This is a genomic window from Bradyrhizobium sp. Ec3.3 (assembly GCF_000472925.1).
GTDB lineage: Bacteria > Pseudomonadota > Alphaproteobacteria > Rhizobiales > Xanthobacteraceae > Bradyrhizobium.
Genome location: NZ_KI421479.1, coordinates 130,426 through 156,250, shown reverse-complemented (window position 1 = coordinate 156,250; position 25,825 = coordinate 130,426). Strand labels below are relative to the sequence as shown.

Here is a 25,825-nt window from a genome sequence, read left to right as displayed (position 1 = left end):
TGGGTGCGTTGTGCGGTCCCCGCGCAGAAATCGGATGGATCAGGATCTGGTCGATATCGCTAGAGGCCCAGTCCACGCTTACGACCAAAATCCCAATCGATCCGGCCGCCCGGCATCATGACGCCTGTCACTTGCTTTCCAAGATGCTGATCCAAGGCTGGCCGCCATGGTACGAGCTGGAAACCTAGACCATCATCGATCATGGCAAAGCGGCCCGAGGCAAGGGTCACTCGTTGCTTGTAGATGCCGGAGATAGGATCGCCCTCGGCGGCCAAACGGTGGTCAAGCCCCGTTTCAGCCGAAACCTTGCTAGTGGCGTTCTCGAGCTCTCGACGTCGCAACGTTGCAAGCAAGTCGCGCGCGAACACCACGCGCTGTCCGTGTCGCCGAGCCAAGCCCTCCTCAACGAGGTGATCGACGCGCGCTTCCATTGCATCCCGGACCTCGGCACCAAAACCGCCACGGCTGAGCGGCGGGTCCTTGGCGAGGAGCTGGCGGTCGAGCCATGTACTGCCTTTTGCCACTACCTGTTTCTCAATGGACAGGTCCGATCGGACGGCCAGCGACACGCGCCGGCGCCCGTTCGTGTCATCGTAGGCGCGTGCCTCGACGATGGCGCCGGCCGGCGCATCACCGGTCATCTCAATGTCTGCAAAGCGCAGGTGGTGCGTGCGACCATCGACGCCGGCGATGATCGCGTAAGCGGACCCTTTGAGCTCATCGTCGAGACCACGTTGAACGAGGCGCCCCAGAACGGGATCGGCCGGTTCTTCGCCATGCAGGGCAAAGGTGCTGACATCCGGCTCGCGACCGGCCCCACTGAGGGCCTGGTGCATCGTCTTGATGATGTCGCCGCGCGTTCCGATCTGGCGAAGCGCCTGGTCAAGGCCAGGCTTCAGGGTCCAACAGGCGGGGCCTGCCGGCTCTGCCAGGCCAAGTCGCTCCAGCTTGGCGGCCCTGCCGAGCAGCAGGCTGCGCAGTTCTGGATCCTCGATATCGAGGCTCGGCCTGAGATCTGCCACTCCCCCATTTGCGTCGGAGATATCCCGCAGCGCACGGTCGAGACTGGTCCAGCGCTCCGCATCGACCTCCCGCTCAAGGCTTGCGCGAATCTCGTGCTGGCTTCGCGGCCCCAGCTCAAGCGTAACTCGGTCGGCCGCCCGATCGCGCAAGCCCCGGCTGATATACTCGCGGCTGATCACGAGGTCCTGACCGTTGTCAGCACGCCCGCGGATGAGGATGTGGACATGCGGGTTGTCCGTGTTCCAATGATCGACTGCGATCCAGTCGAGCCTGGTCTCGAGATCTATCTCGACGTCACGCATCAGCTCGCGCGTGAATGTCTTGAGGTCCTCCCCCAGCGCGGCGCCATCCTCGGGCGAGACGATGAACCGGAAGTGATGACGATCTTCTTCGCAACGCGCGGCGAAGGCGCGTTCGTCCGTCGCATCAGAGGACTCGTCAAACATGCGCGCGTCTTCGCCGTCGCGCGTTACGCCATCGCGCTTGAGATAGGCCAGGTGCTTGGGCAGGGGCGCCGATCGAAAGCGCGAGCCCTTGTGACGCACGACGCGTGCTTTTGTGACGACCCGCCGGGCATTCGAGCGCAGGCGGATCGAGACTGCCGCGCGACGGCCGCGCCCGAAGCGGGAACGACTGTGAGCCTGGCTTGACCGGAAACTGTCCCCGACATGACCCGCCCTCTTTGCTGACCGCATCACCTCCCCGACAAAGCTCTTCGGGCGCTTGGCCCCACGGTTGCCGTGGTGGATGCGCCCGGGGCGGATCCGCAGGTCGTCGTCACGTGACGTCACGGCTGAAAACCTCGGCCTGACACAGGCGTATGGCGCGGGATGGATTGGTTGCGCAAGAGAAATCGCGAAAAGCGACGGCACGGACCATCGCCCGCATGACAAAAATCGCCCACCCAACCAACCACATAGGCCGGACCGACGGCCGGCCTTTTCCCTTGCCATCCCCGGTCGGCTAGGCGGCTAGGCGGCTATCTCCCGCTCGATCCTTCCCGCTTCCGGACTTACGACAATGTTCGATGCCATTCGGCGGAATGCGATCGCGGTCATCGTGACAGTCTTGCGGCTGAAGGCTGCACGAACAGCCCCGTCGCACGAGGTATCAGCGCAGACGCATCCAACTTGGGTAGATCGCTGAAGCGACCAAGTTGGTGAGCAACCGCTGTCGAGCGCTTACCAGCGGATGAGGTCGTTGAGGGCCCAGCTGCGACCGCATCTTCCAACGGGGAAGCAGCGCGTGCGTCGAACCGCGCTACAAACTGACGGCGCTTTATTCCAATCTCCGATTCAATCGCTCGAACATAGGCTAACGTCTCCTTGGGCAGCCGACGGCTCGTTGCCAAGAGCTTCTCGTATCGACCGGGGCCTGCGTTATATACCGCAAGAAACCCCTCCGTTCCGAAGCGGTCGAGCATCTCGCGCAGAAAAGCGGTCCATGCCAAAATATTGTCGTGGGGATCAAAGGGATCGATTCCCAGCTCATAGCGGACGCTCAGTTCGATCCAGGTCACAGGCATGATCTGCATCAAGCCAAGTGGCCCCCGAAGAGATACCGCATGCGCGTTGGCGCCGCTTTCGGTCTTCAACACCGTCCGGATCCAATGCTCCGGAATGGTAAATCGGCGGCATGCCTCGCTCACAAATGGCGCGTATGGGACTGTCGGCACGATTTTAGACGAAGGCGAGGCCGGTAGGCTCTCGGCTGTCGCCCGTGATGGCAATTCGACCGTCAGCAGCGCTGCGATAAGGCCAACGAGAAGCGTACGCACTTGAAGTCGTTTGGCTGCGATTGTGGCTGCCCAACAGCGCGCACGGACGCAACGGCATCGCCATTGCTCCGAAGAGCGGCTCTGCGCAATGGGCTCCAAAGAATTAGCCGGGATGGAGGAATGGCGCAGCGAGAGCACGCGCGGATAGAGCGGATGAAATGTCGTGAACATGCTCACTCCCCCCTGGTCCACACAGGAAGCGCTTGTCCGATCACAGCGGATGCCGGAATGGGCCCGAAGTAGCGACCATCGAGAGAGTCCGCCGACTGCCAATTCATGACGAAGATTTCGCCGGCGTCGATCACGCGGCATCCCTGCCAGCTTGGCAATGGCCGGCCGCGGCTATCGCGCTCGCGGGCCCGCCCTATCTCAATGCGATCGACCGTGATCGTGAGTCCGCTCCTACAAACGGTTTGCCCGGGCAATGCGAGGATTCGCTTGAGCATGGGCACGCCGATCGGCAGGTAACCGTTCAAGTCGAGAAAGCTCGCAAGCGGCTCCGGCGGTTGAACTGCCACGAGCTCGGTAACGGTCAGTTGCTCGAGCGGTTGCAAATGATACAGACCGAGCGGAACGCTCTCTGAGACGTTCCAGATGTAGGATGGAGGGGCTTCGTCGATCGTAGCGAGCACAAGCGTTAGAGTTCCCAGAGTCAGAGCGGTGCACATCCGATTGGTCATGACGTTACCTCCGCCGATGCAGCCACGCCTGGTGGCGGGCCCGCGTGTAGGCTCTTGGTGTTTCGTTGACCGACAGACGGTTGTGCACGTGATGCCAATAGTCGGGTGCGGCCTCGGCGGGATCGATGCCGAGCGCCTCAACCACGTCAATGAGTTGCAGGACGCGCTCGACTTTCGGCCAGCCAGATAATCGCAGCAGGCTCTCACCACCGGGACAGATGCAAGGGACGGTCGAGTAGCGCCGACCGGGCTCTGCCGCGCGCAAGATATCGACGCGCGACAATACCGCGCCGAAGTCATTGGAGGTACAACGAACGAACGCGAACATGCTGCCGGGCGCAAACCAGAGGACGCGGCGATGACGGTCAATGATCTGTTCGCGTACCGGATGGCCGAACCGGATCCGGTTCTCGATCCGCTTTTCGACCCACATGAGCTCGACAGTCGTGAAATCGTTCATGTTGCAGCTCCGTATCGCCGAGAAGGAATGCGATCGGGGCGGCCAATTGCAGATCCATTCGATTCCTGGGTGAACCGCACTAGCGTCCGCTGGGCCAACGGAAAACCCGGTGTCTTCTCTCCTGCTAACCGTCTGACTGTGCGTGGAAGTCGGCACTGGCGAGAGGCGGATCGGCACGTGATCCGGCTCCAGGCGAGTAGCTCGAGCTCGCCAGTCGAGGAGCGGTTTCGCAACGCCAGGCACCAGTTCGCGAGACCTTGGGGACCAACGCACAGGGCGTTCGCGTCCGTCAGAAGGAATCCGAAGGACTCTAAGCTAGGAAAGTTAAGAGAGCGGGAAGTCCTTGCGCAGCAAGATGTTGGCCAGAATTTTGGTCCCTGATAGCCCGAGGATCCGGTCCCCGATGGCGCGAGAATCTTGGTCCCCGATAGCACCGTCGGCTGGCGGATTGACGTCATCACCACCGTGGCCGACTGCAGCCGGTCGAGCGCAGCCTTGAGGCGGTCGCAATCGCGCATGTTGGTGCCACGGACGACGAAAGTTAGGATCTCGTACGGTGTAGCGGCCATGAGCCGAGGGCCGAAGTCACGGTCTTCCACGAACGGCGAAGCGGCCCGGATCAGGGGGTCCGCATCCCAAATCGTCGCCATGCCGTGTTGCGGCACGGTTTCGACACGAATCGAGACTCTTCCCGCTTGGAAGTCGATCGGCACGATCCGTTTGGATTTCGCCAGCAAAAAGAAAGGATAAGCCGTCAAGTCTTGAGCATCGCGTGGTGCAAGATCGCCGGGAAGAGCACGAGATGGATCGAGCTGATCGCGCCCGGAGCGACGGCGGTGCGTAGAGGTTTTGCTGTCGGACATGGTCAGCGCCGCTCTTTTCCCGCATAGGGAATGGGCGTGTGCCGCTTGGGGGGCAACACACCACCTGCACCGGGATCGCTGGTCGACGTCTTGGCGCCGCGATCAACCCAGTCCTTCAGGTCATCGAGTGCATAAACGACGCGACCACCGAGCTTACGATAGGTTGGGCCTGTGCCATAGGTGCGATGCTTTTCGAGCGTGCGACCGGACAGGCCAACGAAGCGCGCGGCCTCGGGCGTGCGTAGGTATCGCGGCGGTAAGCCGGCATTCGCATCGGACATTTGAAAGGCTCCATGATCATCTGGCGCGCTCCCGACTTGCAGCGCGTGTCGACGGTCATGATCGCGGAGTGGATCTGCGTAGAGGGATGCCGAAGATAGGGGTGGCGATTTTCGATACCCGGTCGCGGATAGGACAATTCGAGGAATGAGTTACCGGTTTCGCTTTGCTCGACGCAGCAGCGCGCGATAGCCGCCGCGCATCATCGACATCGCCGTTTGAACGAGGCGTATCGTGCGGTTACGCAAATCATGTGTCTTCCAGCCTCGCTCGGGAAGGCGCTGTCGCCCGAACAAGCCGGTTGCGATATCGCGATAGCTATTTCCCGCCAACCACCCGTCCAGGGCGCGCATGGCGAGGATAGTGCGCTGACGTCGCTGGACGGAAAGTGGAAGAAGAGATGGCCCGAGCGGCCGCCGTTCGAGCGCCGACCAGAACCGAAATGCTGCCTGCGATCGAGTACCGAAATCGGAATCGAATTGCAGCTCGACAGCAATTGATGAACCGCTGGCCGGCAGTTCTTGTAGCCACAGGCGGTGGTTCGTCCCTCCCAGCGGCAGGATGGCATGCCATCCGTCCGCCGCATGACGAAGCTCACCACTTCGCAGCATCGTCAGGTCGAGATCGTACCGTCTGGAATCCGAAGGCGCGACTACCGTGCGGACAGCCAGCACGGTGGATAGAGCCTCGGGTGACCAGAAGATTGTCTGCTGATCGAACGCCTTCTGAGGATCAGCTGCGAAAAGACAGCCCCCATTGCTGTCTGAAATCGTCAGTCATCCCGCTCGATCGTTGGGCGTTGGTCAGGCCTTTATAGGCTCTTTGGTATTCGCCATTTCGGCGAAGCCACTCCCATGCGACATCTGTGGTCTCGGCCTCGTAGACCTTGTCATAGGCAGACTGTGATTTCCAATCAAAGACTGACATCGTACTCATTCCTCACTGGCAATACGAAGAATTGCAGCACGACAAATGTGACAATTTCAGGTTGCGTCGATAGGTCACCCGAATAGCCCGATTGCCCCTCACTATTGAGCGTCACCAAGAAGTCATGTTTGCTTCAAACGGCATTCATTTTTCATCCTTTGGCCAACCCCTCTGCAGCAAATGACGATAGCCGTGGCGCGCAGCCCACTTCGCGCGAGCCAGGTGACTTTCGAAACTGCGGCGAGCGCGATCCGGCTGGAGAGCAGGGTCAAGGTGAAGGACGATCCGCGCAACTTCGCGCCAGTCGGCGTTGTCAGCTTCGGCGTCGAGGAGACGCATATACGTGACAGCATGTTGCTCGTCATACGATGTTAGAGTGGGCTCGCTGGGCGCCAAATCTGCAACTTTCGGATCACGCGGCGGCACAGTATGAAACTCCTATGGTCCTAGAAGCTTCGATCGAGCAAATCCAAACTGCCTTCATTTTCGTACCGACACGCCCACCGGTCTACAGGTTTTGTGCATACCAGAGATGAATTATTCTTCGGATAGCGCAGTCGAGACGCTCCATCTCCGCGATTGTAGGAATACTCCGTGCAGAAATACTCATCAAGGCGCTGCCCTCCCGGTTATGAAGATCCGGGAGGTTTTGGCGCTGAATGTACGGAAGCTTCGGCAGGCACGAGGCTTGTCGCAGGAAGAGTTGGCGCACCGCGCGAAAATCGATCGCACCTATGTCAACTCGATCGAAAGATGCCACTATTCGGCCGGCGTGGATGAAGATCTGTTGCGCGGAAGACCGGGGAAACCGCTCCGGCCAACACGGAATCGTGCTTCACCCTTGCGGGCGCGAGGGCGGCCCTTAGCAATCCCTTCAAAAGGAAAGCTCCTTTCCGCTTTCTTCAAAGCGGCGGAACGCAAAAAAGCCCCGCCTCCGAGAAGGCGGGGCTGATGGTTCCAAGGGATCAGTCGCCGTTGCGGCGAGACCAGATCAGGGTGAAGCCCTCGTCGCCTTCGACCTTCACCAGCGAAGCGTAGATCGGGGCCGGGAAGCTCGGATCGTCGAGCTTGACGGAGAGGTATTCGCGTTCGCTGTCGCGGGCGGTCTTCTTCCAGGCGGCGCCGAACTCGGTCATGCCGGCGAAGATGCGGTAGTCGGGCGCCTTGTCGTTGTCCTTCTCGGACGCGACGAACCTTGCCTTGATGTTCAGCGTCAGCGTCTTGATCAAGCCGACGTAGCCGTTGTCCGAAGCGGTGAAGGTGCCGATGATGGTAGCCATGATAGTCTCCGTTTGTTGCTCGGGCTGCGCCAATCGCAGCCTCGATGGCGATCGTTGGCCCGGGGGAGCGATCGGCCCGCAGCCTTCAGGCCCGCAGCGCCAGCGGAGGACGGCGACAAGGCTGCTTTTTTGTCTCCCGCGAGGAATGCCGCCTCATCGCGGCAGGGGAAAAAAGCAGGCGCAGCCGTTGCGGGAAGGCGATCGAGGCTCTTGCCGGTCCTCGGGCCTGATCAGCCCATTCGAGGTTGCGTTGGACGCGCACCGTGAACGAACCGACGCAGGCGACCATGGCTTCCGACGCGGACGCATCACAAGGGCTTAAGCCGGATCGATCGGACACATGCTGACGGCAGCGCGTTAACGGCAAGGAAGACGCGCCTCGGCAAAGGTCAGCGAACCACATCGCACGCGCGCGTTTCCGCGTGCAGGGCTAAGGTAGGGCCGAAAGTGCCGTCAAAAGCTGATCTCAACTCCTTCAATCATCACACGATCAGAGCATCCGGCCTCCATTCCTTGCTGCTGATTGGCCAGCACGACACAACGTTCCGATTGGCCTGCCGTGTACATGCGAATTTCCGACCGGGTTGACCTCGGGTCGCAGTGACAGTGCTGCAAGGGCCGCCGGCAATAGCGCAGTCGCGCGAATGTGGTTCGCATGTTCTTTCGATCTGGCCGTCTTCAGAGGGAAGAGTGGCCGCTGACGCTCTCGGAGATCAGCGCACGACGCGCTCGGCATCGCGGGGGGGCCGGAGGACGGCCGGTCCCAACGGAAGACAGGACGCCAGACCGGCAAGCAGAAGCATCCGGTGAACATTTTTCACAATAATCTTTTTTTGAGATTATTTTTCATGAACTATTTATGTTTCGATGGTTCTTGAGCACTTCTGCGAAGAAAATTCAGGAGGCGGGAGCTTTTTTCGGGAATTTTGTCATGTGCGCACAATTTTCAGGACCAGTGAGCATTTTTCACAACCGCCGGCTTCCTGAGACGGCCATTCCGGTAGGCTACGCCGCCCTGATCGACGCCTACCATTTGCCTGTCCCGGTTCCCCGGGCGCTTTCGGCGATCGGCACCAAGCATCGCATCATTGAACAGGGCGATTGGCACATCTATACGCCGCGCCATGCGCCTGAGGCCTCGCTCGAGGGGCACCTGACCTTTGCGCTCAAGTACGAGGGCGTGGATCTCGCCCTCCTCAAGCGGCTTTTCCTCGCAGTCAAGGACGAAGACGTTGCTGAAATTGTGCGGCAGAAGCCTACAGGGGTGTACACGCGCCGCATTTGGTTCTTGTACGAATGGCTGCTTGGCCGCGAGCTTAGTCTGCCTACCTCGGACAAGGTCTCGTATGTAGATGCTGTCGATACCGACATCCAGTACGGAGGCGCGGGGCAGAATTCGGCTCGGCATCGCGTCCGCAACAACCTTCCCGGCACGCCCGAATTTTGTCCGCTCGTATTTAAGACTTCTGCGCTGAACGAATTCATCGCGCAGGACTGGAAAGAACGCGCGCGCGCCGTCGTGAGCCAAGTGCCGAAGGATCTGCTTGCCCGCACCGCCGCCTTCCTTCTGCTGAAGGACTCGAAGTGCAGCTACGTGATAGAAGGAGAAAGGCCGCCGCAGGATCGAATCCAGCGATGGGGCCGCGCCATTGGCGAAGCAGGTCGCGCACCGCTCGACGAGCAGGAGTTTCTTCGCCTGCAGCGCATTGTGATCGGGGACGAGCGTTTTGTGAAGCTCGGGCTTCGCAAGCACGACGGCTTTGTCGGCGAGCACGACCGCGACACGCAACGGCCTATTCCGGATCATATCAGTGCGCAGCATCAGGACATCGCTTCGCTCGTGGCTGGACTGATCGCCTTCGACCACAGCGCCGAGAACAACCTCGATGCCGTTGTCGCGGCGGCCGTGCTCGCGTTCGGATTCGTGTATATCCACCCGTTTGAGGATGGCAACGGGCGCATTCATCGCTATCTGATGCATCATGTTCTCGCACGTCGGGGTTTCAACCCGGCGGGCGTGCACTTCCCTGTGTCCTCGGCCATCCTAGATCGGATCGCCGAGTACAAGAACGTGCTTGAGAGCTATTCGGGCAGGCTGCTTTCCTGCATCAGGTGGGAGCCGACCCCAGGCGGCAATGTCAGGGTTCTCAACGATACGGCAGACTTCTACCGGTTCTTCGATGCGACGCCGCACGCGGAATTTCTGTACGCCTGCGTGCGTCAGACAATAGAGCGGGATCTTCCGAACGAAACCAGCGTTCTTCTCGGCTTCGATACGTTCCGCGCCGGCATCGAGAACATGATCGACATGCCAGAACGCACGCTGAACAATCTATTCGCCTTCCTCGGACAGAATCAGGGCAAGCTGTCGAAGCGCGCAAGAGAGAATGAATTTGCTGCGCTTACGGAGGACGAGGTTTCAAAGATTGAACAACTATACGCAGACGCGTTCGGCCAAAGCCGAGAGTGACTGACGGTACTGATTCAAGGCCGTCTGGCGAAGAACAAGTCAATCAGATCGGCGTTTTGACCCAAGCACCTCCCGATCGGGCGCTGGCAACGCAAGACACTCCTCTCTAGCCTCGAAGCACTTATCTCATAGAGCCGATCTCAACTGCAACGAATGAGAGGGCATATGTCGCGAGAGAAAGGTCAGCCAGAAAAAAGGGGTGAGCCCAGCGACATTGAGGACAAATCCATGGTCAGCCTTCCACCGTCACGGCGCATCTCGATGTTTAGATCAAGACACGATGACAAAGGTGAGGTCTCGGATGAAATGCGCTTTGACGAGCGGGCTGGCTCCATCTGGCGTTGCTACGCGAAACGATTTTTAGCTCGCGTCGAGTAAGACGGCGCTCACGCGCCGTCTTTGCGAAATTTCCAGACCGGAATACCGAGCTTCTTTGCCTTGTCGGCGAGGTTGTCCTGTATGCCGGTCCCCGGGAAGTGCATAACTCCGACCGGCATGACTGCCAGCATGGCGTCGTTGCGCTTGAATGGTGCAGCCTTGGCGTGCTTCGTCCAGTCTGGTTTGAGGGTGATCTGTGATACCCTGCGATTGCTGGCCCATTTTGCAGCGATCAATTCAGCACCCTTCGGTGAACCGCCGTGCAGCAGGACCATGTTGGGATGCTTCGCGTGGACCTTGTCGAGCCGGTCCCACACCAACGAAACGTCGTTGAAGTCAAGCCCGCCGGTGAGCGCGATCTTCGGCCCGGCTGGCACCACTGCCTCGGTTTCGGACCGACGCTTGGCGGCAAGGAAATCGCGGCTGTCGATCATCGCGGCGGTGAGCGTGCCGTGGTTGATGATTGATCCAGCGCGCGGCCGCCAGAGCGAACCGGTGTGGACTTCGAACCATTCGGCAGCTTGGTCGCGAAAGACTTCCATGACGTTGCGGCGCTCTATGATCGTGATGCCCTCGGCGGTGAGCCGTTCTAGCTCGACGGATCGCACCTCCGAGCCATTTTGCTCACGGAGACTCTTCTTCTGCGCCTGCTCGTTTGTGTCGAGCTCGCGTTCGATGCGGTCCGCCGCACGATGGAAGAGATTAACGGCCGACCAAAGCAAGTCCTCAAGATCCGGTTCGAGGCGCGTGTCATTCAGTGTCGAGACGAGGGCATCGAAGATGTCGGCGACGGCTCCAGCGATGGCCTTGCCTTCCGGAAGTGGCCTTGGATCGGGTTCATCTTGCAATGGGCGGTACCCATAGAGCTGAAGCTCGCTGAGGATGTGGTCGGTCGCAGACGGAGCGTGCGTCGCTTCGAAATCGGAGTCGTCCTGGTCGGTCATCATAGGTAAGGCCCTTTGCTGGATCGGCCGCGCCCATCGCGGCCTTCGTGGCGATCACTTGACGGCGGGCGGAAAGGACCAGAACCAGAAGCGAATGCGCAGGGCCGAAGCGACAGCGGAGGATGGCAGAGATGCGGCTATTTTGTTTCGCGATGCAAAGGCGCGAGGCGCGCCGGCGGAAAATAGCCGCAACCTCTGCCATTGCAGGGCCGCACTCGCCTGCCGTCCAATCGCCCTCTGGAAGGCCTGGGGCGCGACTATGTCCGGCCGCCGCGGCCTGAACAACCGATCGTGACCTCCTCCAAGCGACCCACGTTCAACCCGTTTCACCAGCCGTCAAGGACATGAAGCGCACGACGTCCTGCGGAGCGAGTTGAGCGCGCAAGGCCTCACGAAGCTCATCGAGACCAAAGGTGAGCAGATCCTCGTTGAAGTCCCCAAGCCGGGGCAACAGCGGCATCGCCTCGATACCGGCGTCGAAGGCGCGTTTGGTCAGGGCCGCTACGGCGAAGTCGCCGGCGGCATCGCGATCGCGCGCGACGTAGAGCCGGCGCAGCTGCAGCGGAAGCAGCAGGGCAGCAAGATGGTTCGCGGAAAGCGCGGCAGCCGCTGGTAACGTTGGAGATGCCCGGCGGAGCGACAGCATGGTCTCGATGCCCTCTCCCGCCACCAGCACGTCGTCAGCCGTCCCGAACCGAACCGCGTTACCGAGAAGGTCACCCATAGCCCGTCGCGGCGTATCGATCGGCGCCTTGCCCAGGCGCACAACATCGAAGCCGTCGGGATCGAGCCAGGTGCGATGCACGCCGGTGATCCGACCATCAAGATCCGTGACACGTGCGATCAATGCCGGCCAGATCTCGGTGGGCGCGTCCTCGTCGGGCCGGTAGTAGCAGCGCGGGTAGAACCGCAGCGCACGACCGTCGCGTGACGCTAAAATGCCCCGATTGCGCAAGTAGACCTCACCGAGAGTTCCGGCAACTGGCTGCGAGATAGCGAAGAGTCGCCGAGCCGCCTCGGGCGAACCGACTGACGCTCTGCTGCGCGCAAGTTTCGGCGACGGCTCTGAGTCCGAGCGGGGCAAGTTGAGAAACCGGCGCGCCTCGTTCGCCACGTCGTGGAAGTCGAGGAGCCCGCAGCTTTCGCGAATAATGTCGAGCAAGTCGCCGTGCTCGCCCGTTGCAGCGTCAGTCCATTTCCCGGCTGGCCCCTTGGGCGATTCCTTCAATCGGACGAACATCGAGCGTCCCGGCGTGTTGCGGGCATCGCCAACCAGCCAATAGCGGCCTTGCCGCCGACCGTTCGAGAGATAGTGACGGCACACCGCCTCGGCCTCTCGCGCGAGGCGACGCGTCAGTTCGGAAGCGCCGCCTGACATCACGCCGCCTCCCGCTGGCCGATGTACTCAATCTGGCGGCGCTCCAGCGCCAGCTTGTTAAAGGTAAAGTCATAGTCTGGAAACGAGGTGATCGTCGGGACAGCTTCCACCATTTCGATGCTCCACGGCGGGCGGCCGAGAGCCTCTCTCTTGGCTTCCAACCCGTCGCGGAAACTCCACCTCCCCTCTCACTCTTCTTCCGAGTAGCGACGAGATGCTTCAAGCCGCCTCACACTCCGTACCCTCACCTGCTATGTCGACGGCCGGATCTGGCAAAAAGCCAATGATTTAATCCGATGCCTCAATAACTTGGCTTGCTGCGCGGACAATCGCCCGACTGTCCTCGCAACACCTCAAGCCATGAGGCGATGTAGTCGGTGCGCTGCATCGTCGGCGCAATGCCGAGTGCGGCATGCACGAATGCGGCGCACAGTTCCGCGATCAACTCCTCTAAGGCATACTTCTTGGTGGCCCGCGATGGCGGGCCATAGAAGGCAGCCGCAGGAGCGTCAGCATAGCGCCGCCGTCAGGCGGGACGCGGGACCGACTGCAGTCTCGAGACCGGTTAAGAAGGCACCCGCAGGAGGGTTAGCACAGCGCCGCCGCGGAACGCGACGGAACCCGGGACCGAGTGCCTCCGGCGAGAGACACAATCCGGTGCGCGAGGGATCGAAGCCGTTGGCCGTGCGCCTTTGTGGCGTGAAGAAGAAGGGAGTGTTCGAAAGAATGGAGCCTACTGGTTTGGCTCTTACTTGCCCGACTTACCGGTGTCGGAAACGACTGAGACCTCGAAAGAGAAACGGACCAGAGCATGTCGGGAAACGCGTCGAAATCGGGCGCCGCAGCCCGGTGGAGAGCACAGAGTAAGGTGTGCACGGTGAAAGCTGTATTGCCTGAATCCCAGTTTCCAGTCGCTAAAGGGTTGGCGGTAGCGAACGCGGCTGACACGCTACGCCACGCGGGGCAAAACGCACCGGCCAGTGCGATCTGCCACCAGTCCGCGTGGGACGACCTCCATCGGAGGGTCAAGGAAGCAAATGGGACACCTAAACACACCGCAACTCCCCACACACGCAACTACGGGATCGCCTGCAGCAGGTTCGTTCGCGAGCCTGTATGGCGACGGAGCCGTCGTAGTACCCAAATGCCTGGCGTAACGGCCGGGACAGCCGCCGCAAGGCGGACGATCATGCGTATAAGGCCGGGTGACCGGATCGAAAGCGCCTCCGATCGGGGGAAGGACGATGCCGCTAAAAAGGCATTTGCAGTATGCGTAGAAGAGATTCTTCGACGGAGAGGTTCTGCTGATGCAGGCCGCTACCATCCAGAGGAGAATTGAATCACTTCCGACCTTGTCGCGGTCGGGCAAGCGGATCAATGGCCTTCACCGCCTGATGAGATCTCCATTTCTCTTTGAGCGGGCCTAGAAAAGGTCTCCCAAAATAAGGGAGCCTTGACGCCTGGTGTTGACGGCAAGACCTTCGACGGCATGTCGCTGGCGAAGCTCGCCGACCTCGCCCGTCGCGTGGCAGAGGGCACATATCGCTTCCGACCTGTCCGACGGGTTTATATCCCGAAGGGCAACGGCAAGACACGACCGCTGGGAATTCCCACGGTGGAAGACCGACTCGTTCAGGAGGCGGTCAGGACCATCCTCGAAGCAATCTATGAACCTGTGTTCCTCGGTGAGTCGCATGGGTTCCGCCCGAGGCGGTCCTGTCACACCGCTTTAAATCTCGTCAAGAAGACTTGGACGGGTTGCAAGTGGCTGATCGAAGTGGATGTGCGTGGGTTCTTTGACAACATCGACCATGACGTCCTGCTCAGGCTTCTCAAGAAGCGGATCGATGATGACATATTCATCGGTCTGATCGAAGGAATGCCGAAAGCGGGTTACATGGAAGATTGGGTCTATGGACGCACATACAGCGGTACACCACAGGGCGGAGTCGTATCGCCCTTGCTCGCCAACATCTATCTGCACGAGCTGGATCAGCACATGCAGACAATGAAGGCGGGATTCGATAGAGGCCGCGACCGACGCGCATTCCCGCCCTATGCGGCGTTGCAAAGGCGCGTCCTGGGCCTCCGCCGGAAGATTGAGCGGCTGCGCGCCAACGGCGCGGAGCTGGCCGAGATCAATGCCGCATTGGCAGAGATCAAAGCCATCAATAAGGAGAGACGGAAACTACCTTCCGTCGATCCCATGGATCCCAATTTCAAAAGGCTCCGCTACTGTCGATACGCCGACGACTTCCTGATCGGCATCATCGGCAGCAAGGAGGAGGCTCGTGAGACCATGGCCTCTGTTGAGCGATTCTTGACAGAGACGCTGAAGCTCGCGATCTCGCCTGAGAAGAGTGGGATTCAGGCCGCTTCAAAGGGAGTGACCTTCCTCGGCTACCGCATCGCGGCGTACACGTCCTACGGGGGTGGACGAAAGTCCAACCGCAAGGGACCGGCAGCACGGACATGGCGCGTTACGCGTCGGCCGACTACCGGCAACATCAGTCTGCGTGTGCCACGCAAGCGGATAACCGAGTTCTGCAAACGGCATGGGTATGGCGACCTCGCCAGGAAGACCGGCCGTGCTCGTGAGCAGTTCTTGGTCACCAGCGACACCGCGACCGTGCTCGCCTATAACTCGGAGTTCCGTGGTTTTGCCAACTATTACTCGTTTGCCGATGACAACAAACGTGCCTTGGGAGTGCTGGAGCTCGTTGTGTTCCGCAGCCTCATCAAGACGCTGGCGTTGCGCCATCGAACGACGAGGGCACAAATCATGGCCCGTCTGTGGAAAGGGTCGGATTACGAGGTGTCCTCTGTAGTCCGAGGCAAGCTTCGCACGATCAAACTGTGGAGACTGAAGCACCTCACGCGAACCTTTTGGATAAGTCAAGGAATTGACGATCTCACAAGAGGCGCGTGGTGGGTCATAAACTCGAATGACCTAATCGACCGGCTGCATGCTCGCCGATGCGAAGCATGTGGCGGCGCGACAGGACCATTCGAGATGCATCACCTCCGCCGCGTTCGAGACCTGCAGAGTGGGTCGCTGATAGTCTGGAAACGGTCCGGCTGGCGGCGCAAGACGATCGTCCTGTGCCCGTCGTGCCGGGTGGCCGTTTCCAATCGAGAGTATACGCATATGGAAAGCCGTGTGCATCGCAAAGGTGCCCGCACGGTTTGGGGGGAGGCGTAGGGACATCCTCCGCGGAGGTGTTCCACGCGTACCCTACGAGACGCAGAGCGGCTCGGTTCACGAGAGCCCGTTGCGGCAAACGCCGCACGCGCGATGACGCAGATCAATGTCTCAACGGCGGCGATTACGTTCTGGCGGCGACATCCCAATCGCAACATCGCGAATGTCCTAGAACTCCAGCCGAGCCCACGAGAAGCCGGACTACACTGCTGTACCTACGATGCGCATCATTCCTACAAAGAGAAGACGTGTTGCGCCCTGTAATGCAGGTTGATCAATAAGTTTGTCGGATCGAATACTGATAGTCCAGCAGAATCAGCTGACTCTCTGTCAGAGGGCAAGGATAGGCGCTTTAGCACCAAAATTTGGCATCCGTCGTCTTGCATGCACCACTCATTACTCCGCGGAAGCCGAAGCGCTTGGTTTACCGATCGGTGTCGCTACGCATTCCGCAATTGCGCTCCCATCGCCAGATCGAACTTCGTATTTGCTAATCCGTACAACTCCCATCGGCGTTCTATGCGAGCGTGAGCTTGGTCCGCAAGCGCAGCCATTTTGGTAGCGCAGCTAGCGATCCGTGAGACACGCGTCCTAGACTACTGTGCTCGTGTCGGCGCAGATACGGCGATCCTGCCACTACAAGATGCGACGCGAGAGGTTGTCGGCGCCTTGCGGCCACTATTCTGTTGAACCCGTCAGCGCCGACTATATCGCGTGCGATCGTGATCGTTTCAGTTAGGCTATATCGTTCGTCCTATTTGCACGCCATGCCCGCCGATTGCCACACGAGCTCTCTGCTCTCCTTTTTCTGTGGCGCCTTGGCCTTCAATATCGAGGTGCTGGTGACACGGGGGGCGTGAAAGTATGCGCGCAAGAGGCAAGATGTTTGAGGGTAAGCTGAACCATCCAAATCGTTACCATCTGGGCCTTCCACCGGCCAGAAGCCTCTCAATAGACTTAAGGATTTGATGGCCCAGCCCAGACATCTAGATCATTGACCCGCGCTCATGGCACTTCGCCCTGCCCTTCCTGCCCGTTATCCGCCCATCGGCACATGGCCTGCACTCATGCGCGCCGACATGGCCGCTGCCTATCTCGATTATCGCGATACAGCTGAACTCGCACGCGCCGTTGGTTGCGGCGAGGCCCCACCTCCCATTGGCTATCGCGGAATTGGGCGCGCGCGACAGCCAATTTGGTCCAAGGCTGCTATCGATGAAAACTTCGCGACACCGGCGAGGACAATGGGTCCAGTTAGATCTCAAGATTTGGCTTCTCTCGTATGAAGCCACCCCAGCCAAAACTTCCGCGCTACTGCCGACGAAAGCTATTGAAGAGCGATCGATGGGCGTACTTCTTTGAACCGCCGACCTGGGCCCGCCAGCAGGGCTGCAACGTCAAGGCTGAAGCGTTAGGGGAACAATATGCCGCTGCCGTTGAACGGGTTGAGAATCTTCTCCTTCCCGCCTTCGACAGTTGGCGTTCACGAGGGTTGACCGATATGATTCCGCCTTCTCCTGCGTCCGGCAGCTTCGATTGGCTGGTCAGCATCTTCCAAGCTCATCAGAAATGGAGAGAAATAGACGAAAAAACACAGCGTCTTTACAAGCAAGGCCTCGCACTCTTTTCCAACCACACGCTGAAGGATGGTAGCCGCGCGGGCTCGAAGCAGCTCTCTGATTTTACGAAAGGCTTCGTCGACGCGATCTACGCGAAACTGCTTGTCGTAGAAGAGAGGGACGCATATGGGAACGTCGTCAAGCGCGAGCGTCGCCGCTATGCAAATGCGGCCATGGTCTCTTGCAGGCGCGCATGGTTTGTTGGGCAGCGTGCCCAAGAAACGAAAGTGCCCGCGATAAATCCATTTTCGCGGATGGGCCTAAAGACCCGTGCGCCTGGCCAGCTCGTCCGCCAGACGCCTACGGCGACTTGGGACGAACTCGTCGCGTTCAGGGCAACGGCGACGAAACTCGGTTACCGCTCAGTCGGAACTGCCGCGCTGTTGACATGGGAGTGGTTGCAGCGCGAAGAACACGTCTTTGGAGCTTTCGAAATCTCGCACTATCGGCCAAAAGAGCGGCCGAACAGTGTGAAGATCGTGCATCCGAAAAACGGCGAGGAAGCCTGGTGGCCACTATTCGACGAAATGGGCGAGCCTCTCTTCCCCGAACTGATGGCGGAGCTCGACGCCATCAAGGAAACCGTGGTCTCGGGGCTGGTCTTTCGGCGCGACCACGAACATCGCAGATCGCCTACACAGCTCCCTTGGATCACGGAACGCAGGGACCTGCGTTATTTGCGCCGTGTCGTAAAAAGAATCGTCGCGGCAGCTGAGCTTCGGAGTGAACTTTCTTGTACCTCATTCCGTCACGGTGGATTTACTGAAGGTGCAGACAGTGATCTCACTGATGCCGAGTTACGCGCAGCGGGTCGTCATCGATCGGCACGCCAACTGCCAACCTATGCCAAACGCACGCGCAAACAGCTGATCGCGGGCTCCAAGAAGCGCCACGAAGAGCGAGCACGAGCAGCCCTTATCGGAATCGCCACTAACCGCTCGTCTGAATAACAGCATCGTGGGCTATTGGGGGCCTCCAAGACTCGGACCGCCGATTTAAGATAGTTATTTCCCTGTCCAGGATGGCTTGCGTTTTTCGCTGAACGCCTTCAGTCCCTCCTTGGCGTCCTCGGTCATCGCGAGCAGCGCGATCTGGCTTTCGGTGTAGGCGATGCTCTCGTCGAACGACATCGAAGCGATGGCGCGCATAGCGTATTTGCCGCGCCGGATCGCGGTCGGCGACTTGTCGACGATACGACCGATCAACCAGTCGACCTTGGCGTCCAGCTCGGCTGCCGGCACCACGTAGTTGAGCAGCCCCGCTGCCTGCGCAGCTTTCGCGTCGAACGGCTCGCCCGTCAGCGCCCATTCGTTGACAAGTCGCGGCGGCGCGATGTTCTGCAACAGGCTCAGCACCTGCATCGGAAACACACCGACCTTCACCTCGGGCAGGCCGAAAATGACGTGATCGGCGGCGACCGCCATGTCGGTCATGCACAACAGGCCCATGCCGCCAGCCATGCAGACGCCACTGACTCGCGCGATCGCGGGTTTCGTTGCATCTTGCGACAGCCGCAACAGATCGGCGTAGTCGACGTTAGGCCTGGAAAAGTCCATCGCGAAGGCGGCGCCGGAATTCTGCAAGTCGGCGCCGGCACAGAATGCCTTGTCGCCCGCCCCCGTGAGCACGATGACGCGGACGTCCTTGTCGTCATGCGCATCGCGATAGCCCTTGGCGATGCCGGCGATCACCTCGCCATTGAGCGCATTTCGCTTCTCCGGACGGTTGATGGTGATCCAGAACGCCTGCCCGCGCTTCTCGGTGATGACGCTGCTCGTACCGGTCATGGCTTGCTCGCTTTGTTTGCTCTCGTTCGGGAGACATTTGCGACATGTGAAGCTACGGGCGCAAGCGCAAATCCGCGACATCGCGCCGCTTTAGCGACTCGACACAACTTTGCATCGCGACCTAAGCAGGACGGCGAAAGCAGTGCGTGCCTCAGGCCGCGGCGGCCTTCCGCAACCAGACCTTGTTGTCGTGGAACGGCGCGCCGCCGATCGGCGCGATCGTGTCCGCACCGGTCAGCACGTTGATGCCGCGACCGCCGATGTGGTGCTTGTTCGGATGGACGGATTCCGCGATCAGTACGCCGCGCTGCACACCGTCGAACAGCGTCGCAATGAGCGTCGTCTCGCCGCGGGTGTTGCCGAGCGTCACGGCATCGCCCTCGGCGATGTCGAGCGAGGCGGCATCCAGGGGATGGACCATCACGCTCGGCTTGCCCTCGCGGGCCTGCGAGGACGGCGTCTCGTTGAAGGTCGTGTTGAGGAAGCTGCGCGAGGGGCTCGTCGCAAGCCGGAACGGATGGTCCTGGTCGGCCTCTTCGATCACGGCCCAATGATCCGGCAGCGATGGCATCTTGTCGAAATCGCCCATCTTCAGGCCGAACGGCGGATGCGCCCAGTCGGCCTTGAAATGGAATTTCCTGTCGGCATGCGCAAAACCGTCGAGGAAGTGCGAGGTGCGGAAATCCGGCTGGAGATCGCGCCAGATATCCGCCTCGAGCGCCTCGATATCGCCGTGGCCGCTCAGCTTCAGCGTCGCATCAATCAGTTCGCGCGGCGACATCTCGAAACCCCGGTGCTTGGCATCGAGACGAGGCGCCAATGCCTGGAGCACCTCGTGGTTGGAGCGGCACTCGCCGGGCGGGTCGATCAGCTTGGGGCCGACCGAGATGTGCTGATGGCCGCCGCCGTAATAGAGGTCGTCGTGCTCCATGAACATGGTCGCCGGCAGCACGATGTCGGCCATCTGCGCCGTCTCGGTCATGAACTGCTCATGTACCGCCACGAACAGGTCCTCGCGCGCAATGCCCTGGCGCACCAGCACCTGCTCCGGCGCGACGGTCACCGGGTTGGTGTTCTGGATCAGCATCGCCTTGACCGGCCCCTTGCCCTGTAGTGCTTCGGCATCACCGGTCAGGATGCGGCCGATCTGGGACTGGTCGAGCGCGCGCGTTTCGCGATCGATCGCGTCGTAGCCTTCGATGATGGATTCGTCGAAGTGCCACAGCGCGTAATTGTTGAAGAAGGCACCGCCACCTTCATATTGCCAGGCGCCGGTCACCCCGGGAATGCAGGCCGCGGCATGCATCTGGGCCGCACCGTTGCGGCTTCGGCTGAAGCCATAGCCGAGGCGGAAGAACGTCCGCTTCGTCTCGCCGACCGCCTTCGCAAAGGCCTCGATTTCGGCGACCGGCACGCCGCAGATCGCGGACGCCCATTCCGGCGTGCGCGTCTTCAGATGCGTTTCGAGCTCACCGGGACAATCGGTGTACTTGTCCATATAGGCGCGGTCGGCATAGCCATCGCGGAACAGGACATGCATGACCCCGCAGGCGAACGCGCCATCGGTGCCGGGGCGCAGGATGATCTTGATGTCAGCCTGCTTCATGGTGTCGTTGTCGTAGATGTCGACGGCCGCGATCCTCGCGCCGCGCTCCTTGCGGGCGCGGGAGGCGTGCGTCATCACATTGACCTGGGTGTTGACCGGGTTGGTGCCCCAGATCACCACGAGGTCGGAGACACCCATCTCGCGCGGATCGACGCCGGCGATCTTGCCGGCGCCCACGGCAAAGCCGACGCGCGCGACGTTGGCGCAGATCGTCGAATAGAAGCGCGAGTATTTCTTTACGTGCGTGAGGCGGTTGAGGCCGTCGCGCATCACCAGTCCCATGGTGCCGGCGTAGTAATAGGGCCAGACCGCCTCGGCGCCGAATTCGCGCTCGACCGCGTTGAAGCGATGCCCGATCTCGTCCAGGGCCACGTCCCAGGAGATCCGCGCAAACTGGCCCGAGCCTTTCGGCCCGGTGCGGCGCATCGGATACATCAGCCGCTCGGGGTGATGAATGCGCTCGGCATAGCGCGCGACCTTGGCGCAGACGACGCCCGCCGTATAGGTCTGCTGTTTCGAGCCGCGGACGCGACCGATGCTCCGGCCTTCGATGACCTCGACGTCGAGCGCACAGGCCGACGGGCAGTCGTGCGGACAGGTGGAGTGACGGATCGCGATCTTGGCGTGCTGGTTCATGGCCAACTTCGTAACATCAAAGCACCGGCCAGCCGAGCGCATTTATCCGGGATTGCCCATGCAAATAGCGGGGCCGACCCGGCCTGTTCCGGATGCGGCCACCCCGGAAACCGCACAATATTCCTGGTCAAGATTCCTGGCTGGGTCGACTTTGTGAGGCGTCGACAGGCTGCTTGGCCTGTCGCTACAGTGCGCGCCAACAAGAACGACATCAGGGAGCCGCCCATGACAAGCCCAAGATTCGCGCTGGCATTGGCCGCCGGGCTGCTCACCCTATTCTCCGTGCCGCGCTGTTTCGGGCAGGATTATCCCGCGCATGCGGTCCGGATCATCGTGCCCTTCGGCGCCGGAGGGCCCGCGGATGTTGCAGCGCGGTTGATCGGCAATGCTCTCCAGGAAAGTTTTGGCCAGCCCTTCGTGATCGAGAACCGCACCGGCGCCGGCGGCGTCATCGGTACTCTGGAGGCCGCGAAGTCGCAGGCCGACGGCTATACGCTGTTGATGATGTCCAACACCCAGACCGCGAACGAATCGCTGCTGACGCCGGCGCAGCGCAAATACGATCTGATGCGCGACCTCGCGCCGATCGCGCCGGTGAACTATTCCGATCTCGTCATCGTCGTTCATCCCTCGGTCCCGGCGAAGTCGCTTCAGGATTTCATTGCGCTCGCCAAGTCGCAGCCGGGCAAGCTGAACTACGCGTCATCAGGACAAGGCACGCCCTATCACATGGCGGGCGAGCTGTTCAAAGCCATGGCCGGGATCGACGTCGTGCACGTCCCCTATCGCAACAGTGGCGAGGCGCGCAGCGGCGTGATCGGCGGGCAGGTGCAGATGATGATCGACGCTGTCCCGGCGATGGCTCCGAACGTGACGGAGAACCAGGTGCGCGCGCTCGCGACCACCGGCAAGCAGCGCTCCGCGGTGCTGGCGAACGTTCCGACCGCAGGCGAAGCCGGCGTCCCCGGCTATGAGGCAACCATCTGGCTCGGCCTGATGGCGCCGGCGGGCACGCCGAAACCGGTCATCGACAAGCTCAACGCCGCCGTGACGGCACTGGTGAAACGGCCCGACATCGTCAAGCTATGGAAGGAACAGGGTGCCGTGCCGATGGCGATGACGCCAGACGAGTTCGAAAAATTCCTGCGCGGCGATATCGTCAAATGGGCCGATGTCGTCAAGAAATTCGACAGGTCCTGAGGTCGTCGTCCGTCAATGCCAACCATCCGATTTCGCCTGAACGGCTCCGACACCGCGATCGACGCCGCTTCCGATCAGACGCTGCTCGCAGCGCTTCGCGGCACGCTTGGCCTCACGGGCAGCCATTTCGGCTGCGGCGCCAATGAATGCGGCGCGTGCTACGTCATGGTCGATGGGCACGCACTCGCTTCCTGCGACATGCCGCTGTGGTCGATGGCCGGCAAGGAAGTCACGACCGTGGAAGGTCTCGGCACGCCCGAACATCCGCATCCGCTGCAGCGTGCCTTCATCGCCGAACAGGCGATGCAATGCGGCTACTGCGTGCCGGGTATTTTGATCAGCGCAGCGGCGCTGCTGCAACGCAGACCGTCACCGACCGAGACGGAAATCAGGGAAGCGCTCGATCGCAACCTCTGCCGCTGCGGCTCGCAAAACCGCATGGTGCGGGCGGTGCTGCGCGCAGCATCGGAAATGGCCGCGCCATGAGCACTTCGCCCCCTGCTCCGCAATTGCCGCCCAGCCTGGCTGCCAATCCAGGGCTGTCGTCCTGGGTGAAATTCACGCCCGATGGACGCGTCGCGATCTCGCCGGGCAAGGTCGAGATCGGCCAGGGCATCGTTACGGCGCTGGCACAGATCGCCGCCGACGAACTCGATGTCGATATCGGCCGGATCGCGATGATCCGTGCCTCAACGCCTGCTAGCCCGAACGAAGGCGTCACCTCGGGCAGCCTCTCGATCCAGCAATCGGGCCGCGCGCTTCGCCAGGTCTGCGCCGAGGTGCGCCGGCTGTTCCTCGCAGCAGCGTCGGAGCGGCTCGGCGTCGAAGCATCGACGCTCGACGTCGATGATGGCACGATGTCCGGACCGGGCAATGTCCGGACCAGCTACTGGGAGCTCGCCAGCGAGGTCTCGCTCGATTGCAGCGCGACCGCGGAAGCGGTCGCGAAGCCGGCCGCCGCGCGCCGCGTTGCCGGGCAATCGATTCAACGGATCGACATTCCCGATAAGGTGTTCGCGCGGCCGCGCTTCATTCACAACACGCCGCTGGCGAACATGCTGCATGGCCGTGTGCTGCGGCCCGAGGTGTCGGACGCAAAGCTCGTCGCGCTCGATGAAGCGGCAACGCGCGCGGTTGGCGGGTTCGTCGCCATCGTGCGGGACGGCAGCTTCGCGGGCGTCGTCAGCGAAACCGAGGACGGCGCCGAGGCTGCGTTGAAAGCTTTGCGCAAGGGCGCAACATGGTCGGCGGGCGAGACGCTGCCGGACGAGGACGATCTGGCTGCGTTCCTGAAGGGCCAGCCGGTCGAGACCAGGGTCATCGACACCAAAACCGCAGCCGCACCGAAGCAGGTCGCACGCACGATCCGCCGGCAATACACCCGTCCCTATATCGCGCATGCCTCGATCGCACCGTCCTGCGCGATGGCGCAATGGGAGGGAAATCTCGTCCACGTCTGGACGCACAGCCAGGGCGTCTACATGCTACGCGCCGACCTTGCGATCGTGCTCAAGCTGCCGGTCGAGAGCATCACCGTCGAGCACATGGAAGGCGCCGGCTGTTACGGCCACAATGCGGCCGATGACGTTGCGCTCGACGCCGTGCTGCTGGCACGAGCAGCTGGTGGACGTCCTGTGCGAGTGCAATGGTCGCGACACGATGAAATGTCGCTTGCGCCGTTCGGTGCAGCGATGGCAGTCGAGATCGAGGCCGATCTCGACGCGCATAGCGAGATCGTCGGCTGGCGCCACGCGATCTGGAGCAACGGCCATACGGCGCGGCCGGGACGCGCGGCGCAGCCTGCCCTGCTCGCCGCAACAGAGCTCGCAAGGCCCTACCCGCGCCTCATCTCGTCAGACCCTCCAGTGGCCAACGGCGGTGGCAGCGATCGCAACTCCGTTCCACTCTACGACTTGCCCGCCTGGACAATCGAAACCCATCGCCTCCTCACCATGCCCATACGCACCTCGGCGCTGCGGACACTCGGCGCGCAGGGGAATGTGTTCGCGATCGAATCCATGTTCGACGAGATCGCGTCCATCCTCGGTGAAGACCCCGTCCAGTTCAGGCTGCGCCATCTGCGCGACGAGCGCGCCAAGGACGTGATCCGCGCTGTTGCGGCGCGCGCGAAATGGAAACTGGAAAAGAAGGCCGGCATCGGCTACGGCCTTGGCTTTGCGCGCTACAAGAGCACCGGCGCCTATTGCGCGGCGATTGCCGAGATCGAAGGCGAAGAGGACATTCGCGTCAAGCGGCTGACGCTCGCCGTCGACGTCGGCGAGGCCATCAATCCGGACGGCGTGATCAACCAGATCGAGGGTGGTGCGATCCAGGCCACGAGCTGGGTCTTGAAGGAGCGCGTCCGCTTCGACCGCACGCGCATCACCTCCACGTCCTGGACGGATTACCCGATCCTGACCTTCAGCGAGGCGCCCGCCGTCGACGTCGAGGTCATCGAGCGGCCCGATATCGCGCCGGTCGGCGCCGGCGAAGCCGCGCATGGACCGGTGACGGCGGCGATTGCCAATGCGGTGTTCGATTGCCTCGGCATCCGCGTGCGCGACCTGCCGATCACGCGGGAGAGGCTGATTGCAGCAATGGAGCTTGCATCGTGACGGCGATCCATATTTTGAGCGGCGGCGCGGCACAGGGCCTAGTCGCCCAGCTTGCCGAGACTCTCAAGGCGCAGACCGGGCTCGGCATCGAGGGCGAGTTCGGCGCGGTCGGCCTGATGGCCGACAAGTTGCGTGGGGGCACGCCAGCCGACATCGTCATCCTGACGCGCGCGCTCGTGACAAAGCTTCGCGACGAAGAGTTCGTCGATCCGACCTCGATCGTCGACGTCGGAGTGGTCGAGACGGCGCTTGCGGTGCGCGCCAACGACCCCAAGGTCACCGTCAAGACCGGGTCTGACCTGCGCGACGCGCTGCGTGCGGCCGATGCGATCTTCGTTCCTGACATCAAGGCCTCCACGGCCGGAATTCACGTCGCCAAGACGTTGGACCGGCTCGGCATCGCCGACGAGGTTGCGTCTCGCCTCAGAATCTTTCCGAACGGCGCAACCGCGATGCGGCAGCTGGCGGCATCCGATGCCAAACGGCCGATCGGATGCACGCAGGCGACCGAAATCATCGCCACAGAGGGTATTGTGCTGTCCGGCTCGCTGCCGCCGGGACACGAGCTCGCGACGATGTACACAGCGGGTGTGGCGACGCGCGCGGCACATGTCACCGCGGCGCGCGTCCTGATCGAGCTGCTGACGGACGCAGACCGGAGCGAGCTGCGCCGCCGCATGGGCTTTTCCGGCTAGTTTAGA

At 61.4% G+C, this 25,825-nt stretch carries 22 protein-coding genes and 1 pseudogene; 8 read left to right on the top strand and 15 right to left on the bottom strand.

Annotation, left to right across the window (positions count from 1 at the left end; translation table 11 throughout):
- Window positions 1–59 precede the first annotated feature (59 nt).
- From YUU_RS0148040 to YUU_RS58145, 9 genes and pseudogenes are all read right to left on the bottom strand, one after another.
- Window positions 60–1,814 carry a DUF3363 domain-containing protein gene (locus YUU_RS0148040; protein WP_027528498.1) on the bottom strand — a complete coding sequence of 585 codons (1,755 nt, stop codon included), beginning with the start codon at window positions 1,812–1,814 and terminating at the stop codon, window positions 60–62.
- 263 nt (window positions 1,815–2,077) lie between these two features.
- On the bottom strand, window positions 2,078–2,971 hold the full coding sequence (locus tag YUU_RS55945) for a lytic transglycosylase domain-containing protein (RefSeq protein ID WP_063621905.1): 894 nt from the start codon (window positions 2,969–2,971) through the stop codon (window positions 2,078–2,080).
- A gap of 2 nt (window positions 2,972–2,973) precedes the next feature.
- Window positions 2,974–3,480, bottom strand: a complete 507-nt coding sequence (locus YUU_RS0148030; RefSeq protein WP_027528496.1) for a S26 family signal peptidase — start codon at window positions 3,478–3,480, stop codon at window positions 2,974–2,976.
- Window positions 3,481–3,484: 4 nt separating this feature from the next.
- Window positions 3,485–3,940, bottom strand: coding sequence for a DUF2840 domain-containing protein (locus YUU_RS0148025; protein ID WP_027528495.1), 456 nt, complete (start codon window positions 3,938–3,940; stop codon window positions 3,485–3,487).
- A gap of 437 nt (window positions 3,941–4,377) precedes the next feature.
- Window positions 4,378–4,803 (bottom strand): annotated as a pseudogene (locus tag YUU_RS62235) (replication initiator protein A); the annotation flags it as partial.
- Window positions 4,804–4,805: 2 nt separating this feature from the next.
- Window positions 4,806–5,084 (bottom strand): AlpA family transcriptional regulator, encoded by a 279-nt coding sequence (locus YUU_RS0148020; RefSeq protein ID WP_027528494.1) that lies wholly within the window; start codon window positions 5,082–5,084, stop codon window positions 4,806–4,808.
- A gap of 150 nt (window positions 5,085–5,234) precedes the next feature.
- Window positions 5,235–5,756, bottom strand: coding sequence for a DUF2285 domain-containing protein (locus YUU_RS0148015; RefSeq protein WP_245288340.1), 522 nt, complete (start codon window positions 5,754–5,756; stop codon window positions 5,235–5,237).
- A 58-nt stretch (window positions 5,757–5,814) separates the two neighbouring features.
- Window positions 5,815–6,009 carry a transcriptional regulator domain-containing protein gene (locus tag YUU_RS0148010; protein WP_027528492.1) on the bottom strand — a complete coding sequence of 65 codons (195 nt, stop codon included), beginning with the start codon at window positions 6,007–6,009 and terminating at the stop codon, window positions 5,815–5,817.
- 144 nt (window positions 6,010–6,153) lie between these two features.
- Window positions 6,154–6,435, bottom strand: coding sequence for a DNA -binding domain-containing protein (locus YUU_RS58145; RefSeq protein ID WP_084802051.1), 282 nt, complete (start codon window positions 6,433–6,435; stop codon window positions 6,154–6,156).
- Between the two features lie 106 nt (window positions 6,436–6,541).
- Between YUU_RS58145 and YUU_RS63200 the strand changes: the two genes are divergently transcribed.
- Entirely contained in the window at window positions 6,542–6,961 is a 420-nt protein-coding gene (locus YUU_RS63200) for a multiprotein-bridging factor 1 family protein (RefSeq protein ID WP_371260618.1), read from the top strand.
- 13 nt (window positions 6,962–6,974) lie between these two features.
- Here the strand turns inward: YUU_RS63200 and YUU_RS0148000 are convergent, their stop codons facing one another.
- On the bottom strand, window positions 6,975–7,289 hold the full coding sequence (locus YUU_RS0148000; protein ID WP_027528490.1) for a DUF736 domain-containing protein: 315 nt from the start codon (window positions 7,287–7,289) through the stop codon (window positions 6,975–6,977).
- Between the two features lie 931 nt (window positions 7,290–8,220).
- Between YUU_RS0148000 and YUU_RS0147995 the strand changes: the two genes are divergently transcribed.
- Complete coding sequence (locus tag YUU_RS0147995; protein ID WP_027528489.1) at window positions 8,221–9,759, top strand: Fic family protein; 1,539 nt, start codon at window positions 8,221–8,223, stop codon at window positions 9,757–9,759.
- 386 nt (window positions 9,760–10,145) lie between these two features.
- Here YUU_RS0147995 and YUU_RS0147990 read toward each other — a convergent pair whose 3' ends face one another.
- From YUU_RS0147990 to YUU_RS60815, 3 genes are all read right to left on the bottom strand, one after another.
- Window positions 10,146–11,081, bottom strand: a complete 936-nt coding sequence (locus YUU_RS0147990; RefSeq protein WP_027528488.1) for a DUF2493 domain-containing protein — start codon at window positions 11,079–11,081, stop codon at window positions 10,146–10,148.
- Between the two features lie 316 nt (window positions 11,082–11,397).
- Window positions 11,398–12,459: a toprim domain-containing protein gene (locus YUU_RS0147985; RefSeq protein WP_027528487.1), complete on the bottom strand. Its 1,062-nt coding sequence runs from the start codon at window positions 12,457–12,459 to the stop codon at window positions 11,398–11,400.
- A gap of 301 nt (window positions 12,460–12,760) precedes the next feature.
- On the bottom strand, window positions 12,761–12,877 hold the full coding sequence (locus YUU_RS60815) for a hypothetical protein (RefSeq protein WP_371260620.1): 117 nt from the start codon (window positions 12,875–12,877) through the stop codon (window positions 12,761–12,763).
- A gap of 1,035 nt (window positions 12,878–13,912) precedes the next feature.
- Here YUU_RS60815 and YUU_RS54690 point away from each other — a divergent pair.
- Window positions 13,913–15,661, top strand: a complete 1,749-nt coding sequence (locus tag YUU_RS54690; protein WP_051390313.1) for a reverse transcriptase/maturase family protein — start codon at window positions 13,913–13,915, stop codon at window positions 15,659–15,661.
- A 1,330-nt stretch (window positions 15,662–16,991) separates the two neighbouring features.
- Window positions 16,992–18,230, top strand: a complete 1,239-nt coding sequence (locus YUU_RS54685) for a hypothetical protein (RefSeq protein ID WP_156944973.1) — start codon at window positions 16,992–16,994, stop codon at window positions 18,228–18,230.
- Window positions 18,231–18,284: 54 nt separating this feature from the next.
- Here the strand turns inward: YUU_RS54685 and YUU_RS0147960 are convergent, their stop codons facing one another.
- Complete coding sequence (locus YUU_RS0147960) at window positions 18,285–19,067, bottom strand: enoyl-CoA hydratase/isomerase family protein (protein WP_027528486.1); 783 nt, start codon at window positions 19,065–19,067, stop codon at window positions 18,285–18,287.
- Window positions 19,068–19,218: 151 nt separating this feature from the next.
- Window positions 19,219–21,309, bottom strand: a complete 2,091-nt coding sequence (locus YUU_RS0147955; RefSeq protein WP_027528485.1) for a molybdopterin oxidoreductase family protein — start codon at window positions 21,307–21,309, stop codon at window positions 19,219–19,221.
- A gap of 225 nt (window positions 21,310–21,534) precedes the next feature.
- Here YUU_RS0147955 and YUU_RS0147950 point away from each other — a divergent pair, with 225 nt between their 5' ends.
- The 4 genes from YUU_RS0147950 to YUU_RS0147935 are packed head-to-tail and all read left to right on the top strand — an operon-like array spanning window position 21,535 to window position 25,819.
- The gene (locus tag YUU_RS0147950; RefSeq protein ID WP_027528484.1) at window positions 21,535–22,509 is read left to right on the top strand and encodes a tripartite tricarboxylate transporter substrate binding protein; all 975 of its coding nucleotides are present in this window, start codon (window positions 21,535–21,537) and stop codon (window positions 22,507–22,509) included.
- 15 nt (window positions 22,510–22,524) lie between these two features.
- Window positions 22,525–22,995, top strand: coding sequence for a (2Fe-2S)-binding protein (locus YUU_RS0147945; RefSeq protein WP_027528483.1), 471 nt, complete (start codon window positions 22,525–22,527; stop codon window positions 22,993–22,995).
- Window positions 22,992–25,124, top strand: coding sequence for a xanthine dehydrogenase family protein molybdopterin-binding subunit (locus YUU_RS0147940; protein ID WP_027528482.1), 2,133 nt, complete (start codon window positions 22,992–22,994; stop codon window positions 25,122–25,124). Before YUU_RS0147945 ends, YUU_RS0147940 begins: the two co-directional genes overlap by 4 nt.
- Window positions 25,121–25,819, top strand: coding sequence for a substrate-binding domain-containing protein (locus YUU_RS0147935; protein ID WP_027528481.1), 699 nt, complete (start codon window positions 25,121–25,123; stop codon window positions 25,817–25,819). The genes YUU_RS0147940 and YUU_RS0147935 overlap by 4 nt, the downstream gene beginning before the upstream one ends.
- The last annotated feature ends 6 nt before the right edge of the window (window positions 25,820–25,825 follow it).

Coding starts and splice junctions, on each gene's coding strand:
- YUU_RS55945 (WP_063621905.1), bottom strand. CDS start 2,971: ATGTTCACGACATTTCATCCGCTCTATCCGCGCGTGCTCTCGCTGCGC.
- YUU_RS0148030 (WP_027528496.1), bottom strand. CDS start 3,480: ATGACCAATCGGATGTGCACCGCTCTGACTCTGGGAACTCTAACGCTT.
- YUU_RS0148025 (WP_027528495.1), bottom strand. CDS start 3,940: ATGAACGATTTCACGACTGTCGAGCTCATGTGGGTCGAAAAGCGGATC.
- YUU_RS0148020 (WP_027528494.1), bottom strand. CDS start 5,084: ATGTCCGATGCGAATGCCGGCTTACCGCCGCGATACCTACGCACGCCC.
- YUU_RS0148010 (WP_027528492.1), bottom strand. CDS start 6,009: ATGTCAGTCTTTGATTGGAAATCACAGTCTGCCTATGACAAGGTCTAC.
- YUU_RS63200 (WP_371260618.1), top strand. CDS start 6,542: ATGAATTATTCTTCGGATAGCGCAGTCGAGACGCTCCATCTCCGCGAT.
- YUU_RS0148000 (WP_027528490.1), bottom strand. CDS start 7,289: ATGGCTACCATCATCGGCACCTTCACCGCTTCGGACAACGGCTACGTC.
- YUU_RS0147995 (WP_027528489.1), top strand. CDS start 8,221: ATGTGCGCACAATTTTCAGGACCAGTGAGCATTTTTCACAACCGCCGG.
- YUU_RS0147990 (WP_027528488.1), bottom strand. CDS start 11,081: ATGACCGACCAGGACGACTCCGATTTCGAAGCGACGCACGCTCCGTCT.
- YUU_RS0147985 (WP_027528487.1), bottom strand. CDS start 12,459: ATGTCAGGCGGCGCTTCCGAACTGACGCGTCGCCTCGCGCGAGAGGCC.
- YUU_RS0147960 (WP_027528486.1), bottom strand. CDS start 19,067: ATGACCGGTACGAGCAGCGTCATCACCGAGAAGCGCGGGCAGGCGTTC.
- YUU_RS0147955 (WP_027528485.1), bottom strand. CDS start 21,309: ATGAACCAGCACGCCAAGATCGCGATCCGTCACTCCACCTGTCCGCAC.
- YUU_RS0147950 (WP_027528484.1), top strand. CDS start 21,535: ATGACAAGCCCAAGATTCGCGCTGGCATTGGCCGCCGGGCTGCTCACC.
- YUU_RS0147945 (WP_027528483.1), top strand. CDS start 22,525: ATGCCAACCATCCGATTTCGCCTGAACGGCTCCGACACCGCGATCGAC.
- YUU_RS0147940 (WP_027528482.1), top strand. CDS start 22,992: ATGAGCACTTCGCCCCCTGCTCCGCAATTGCCGCCCAGCCTGGCTGCC.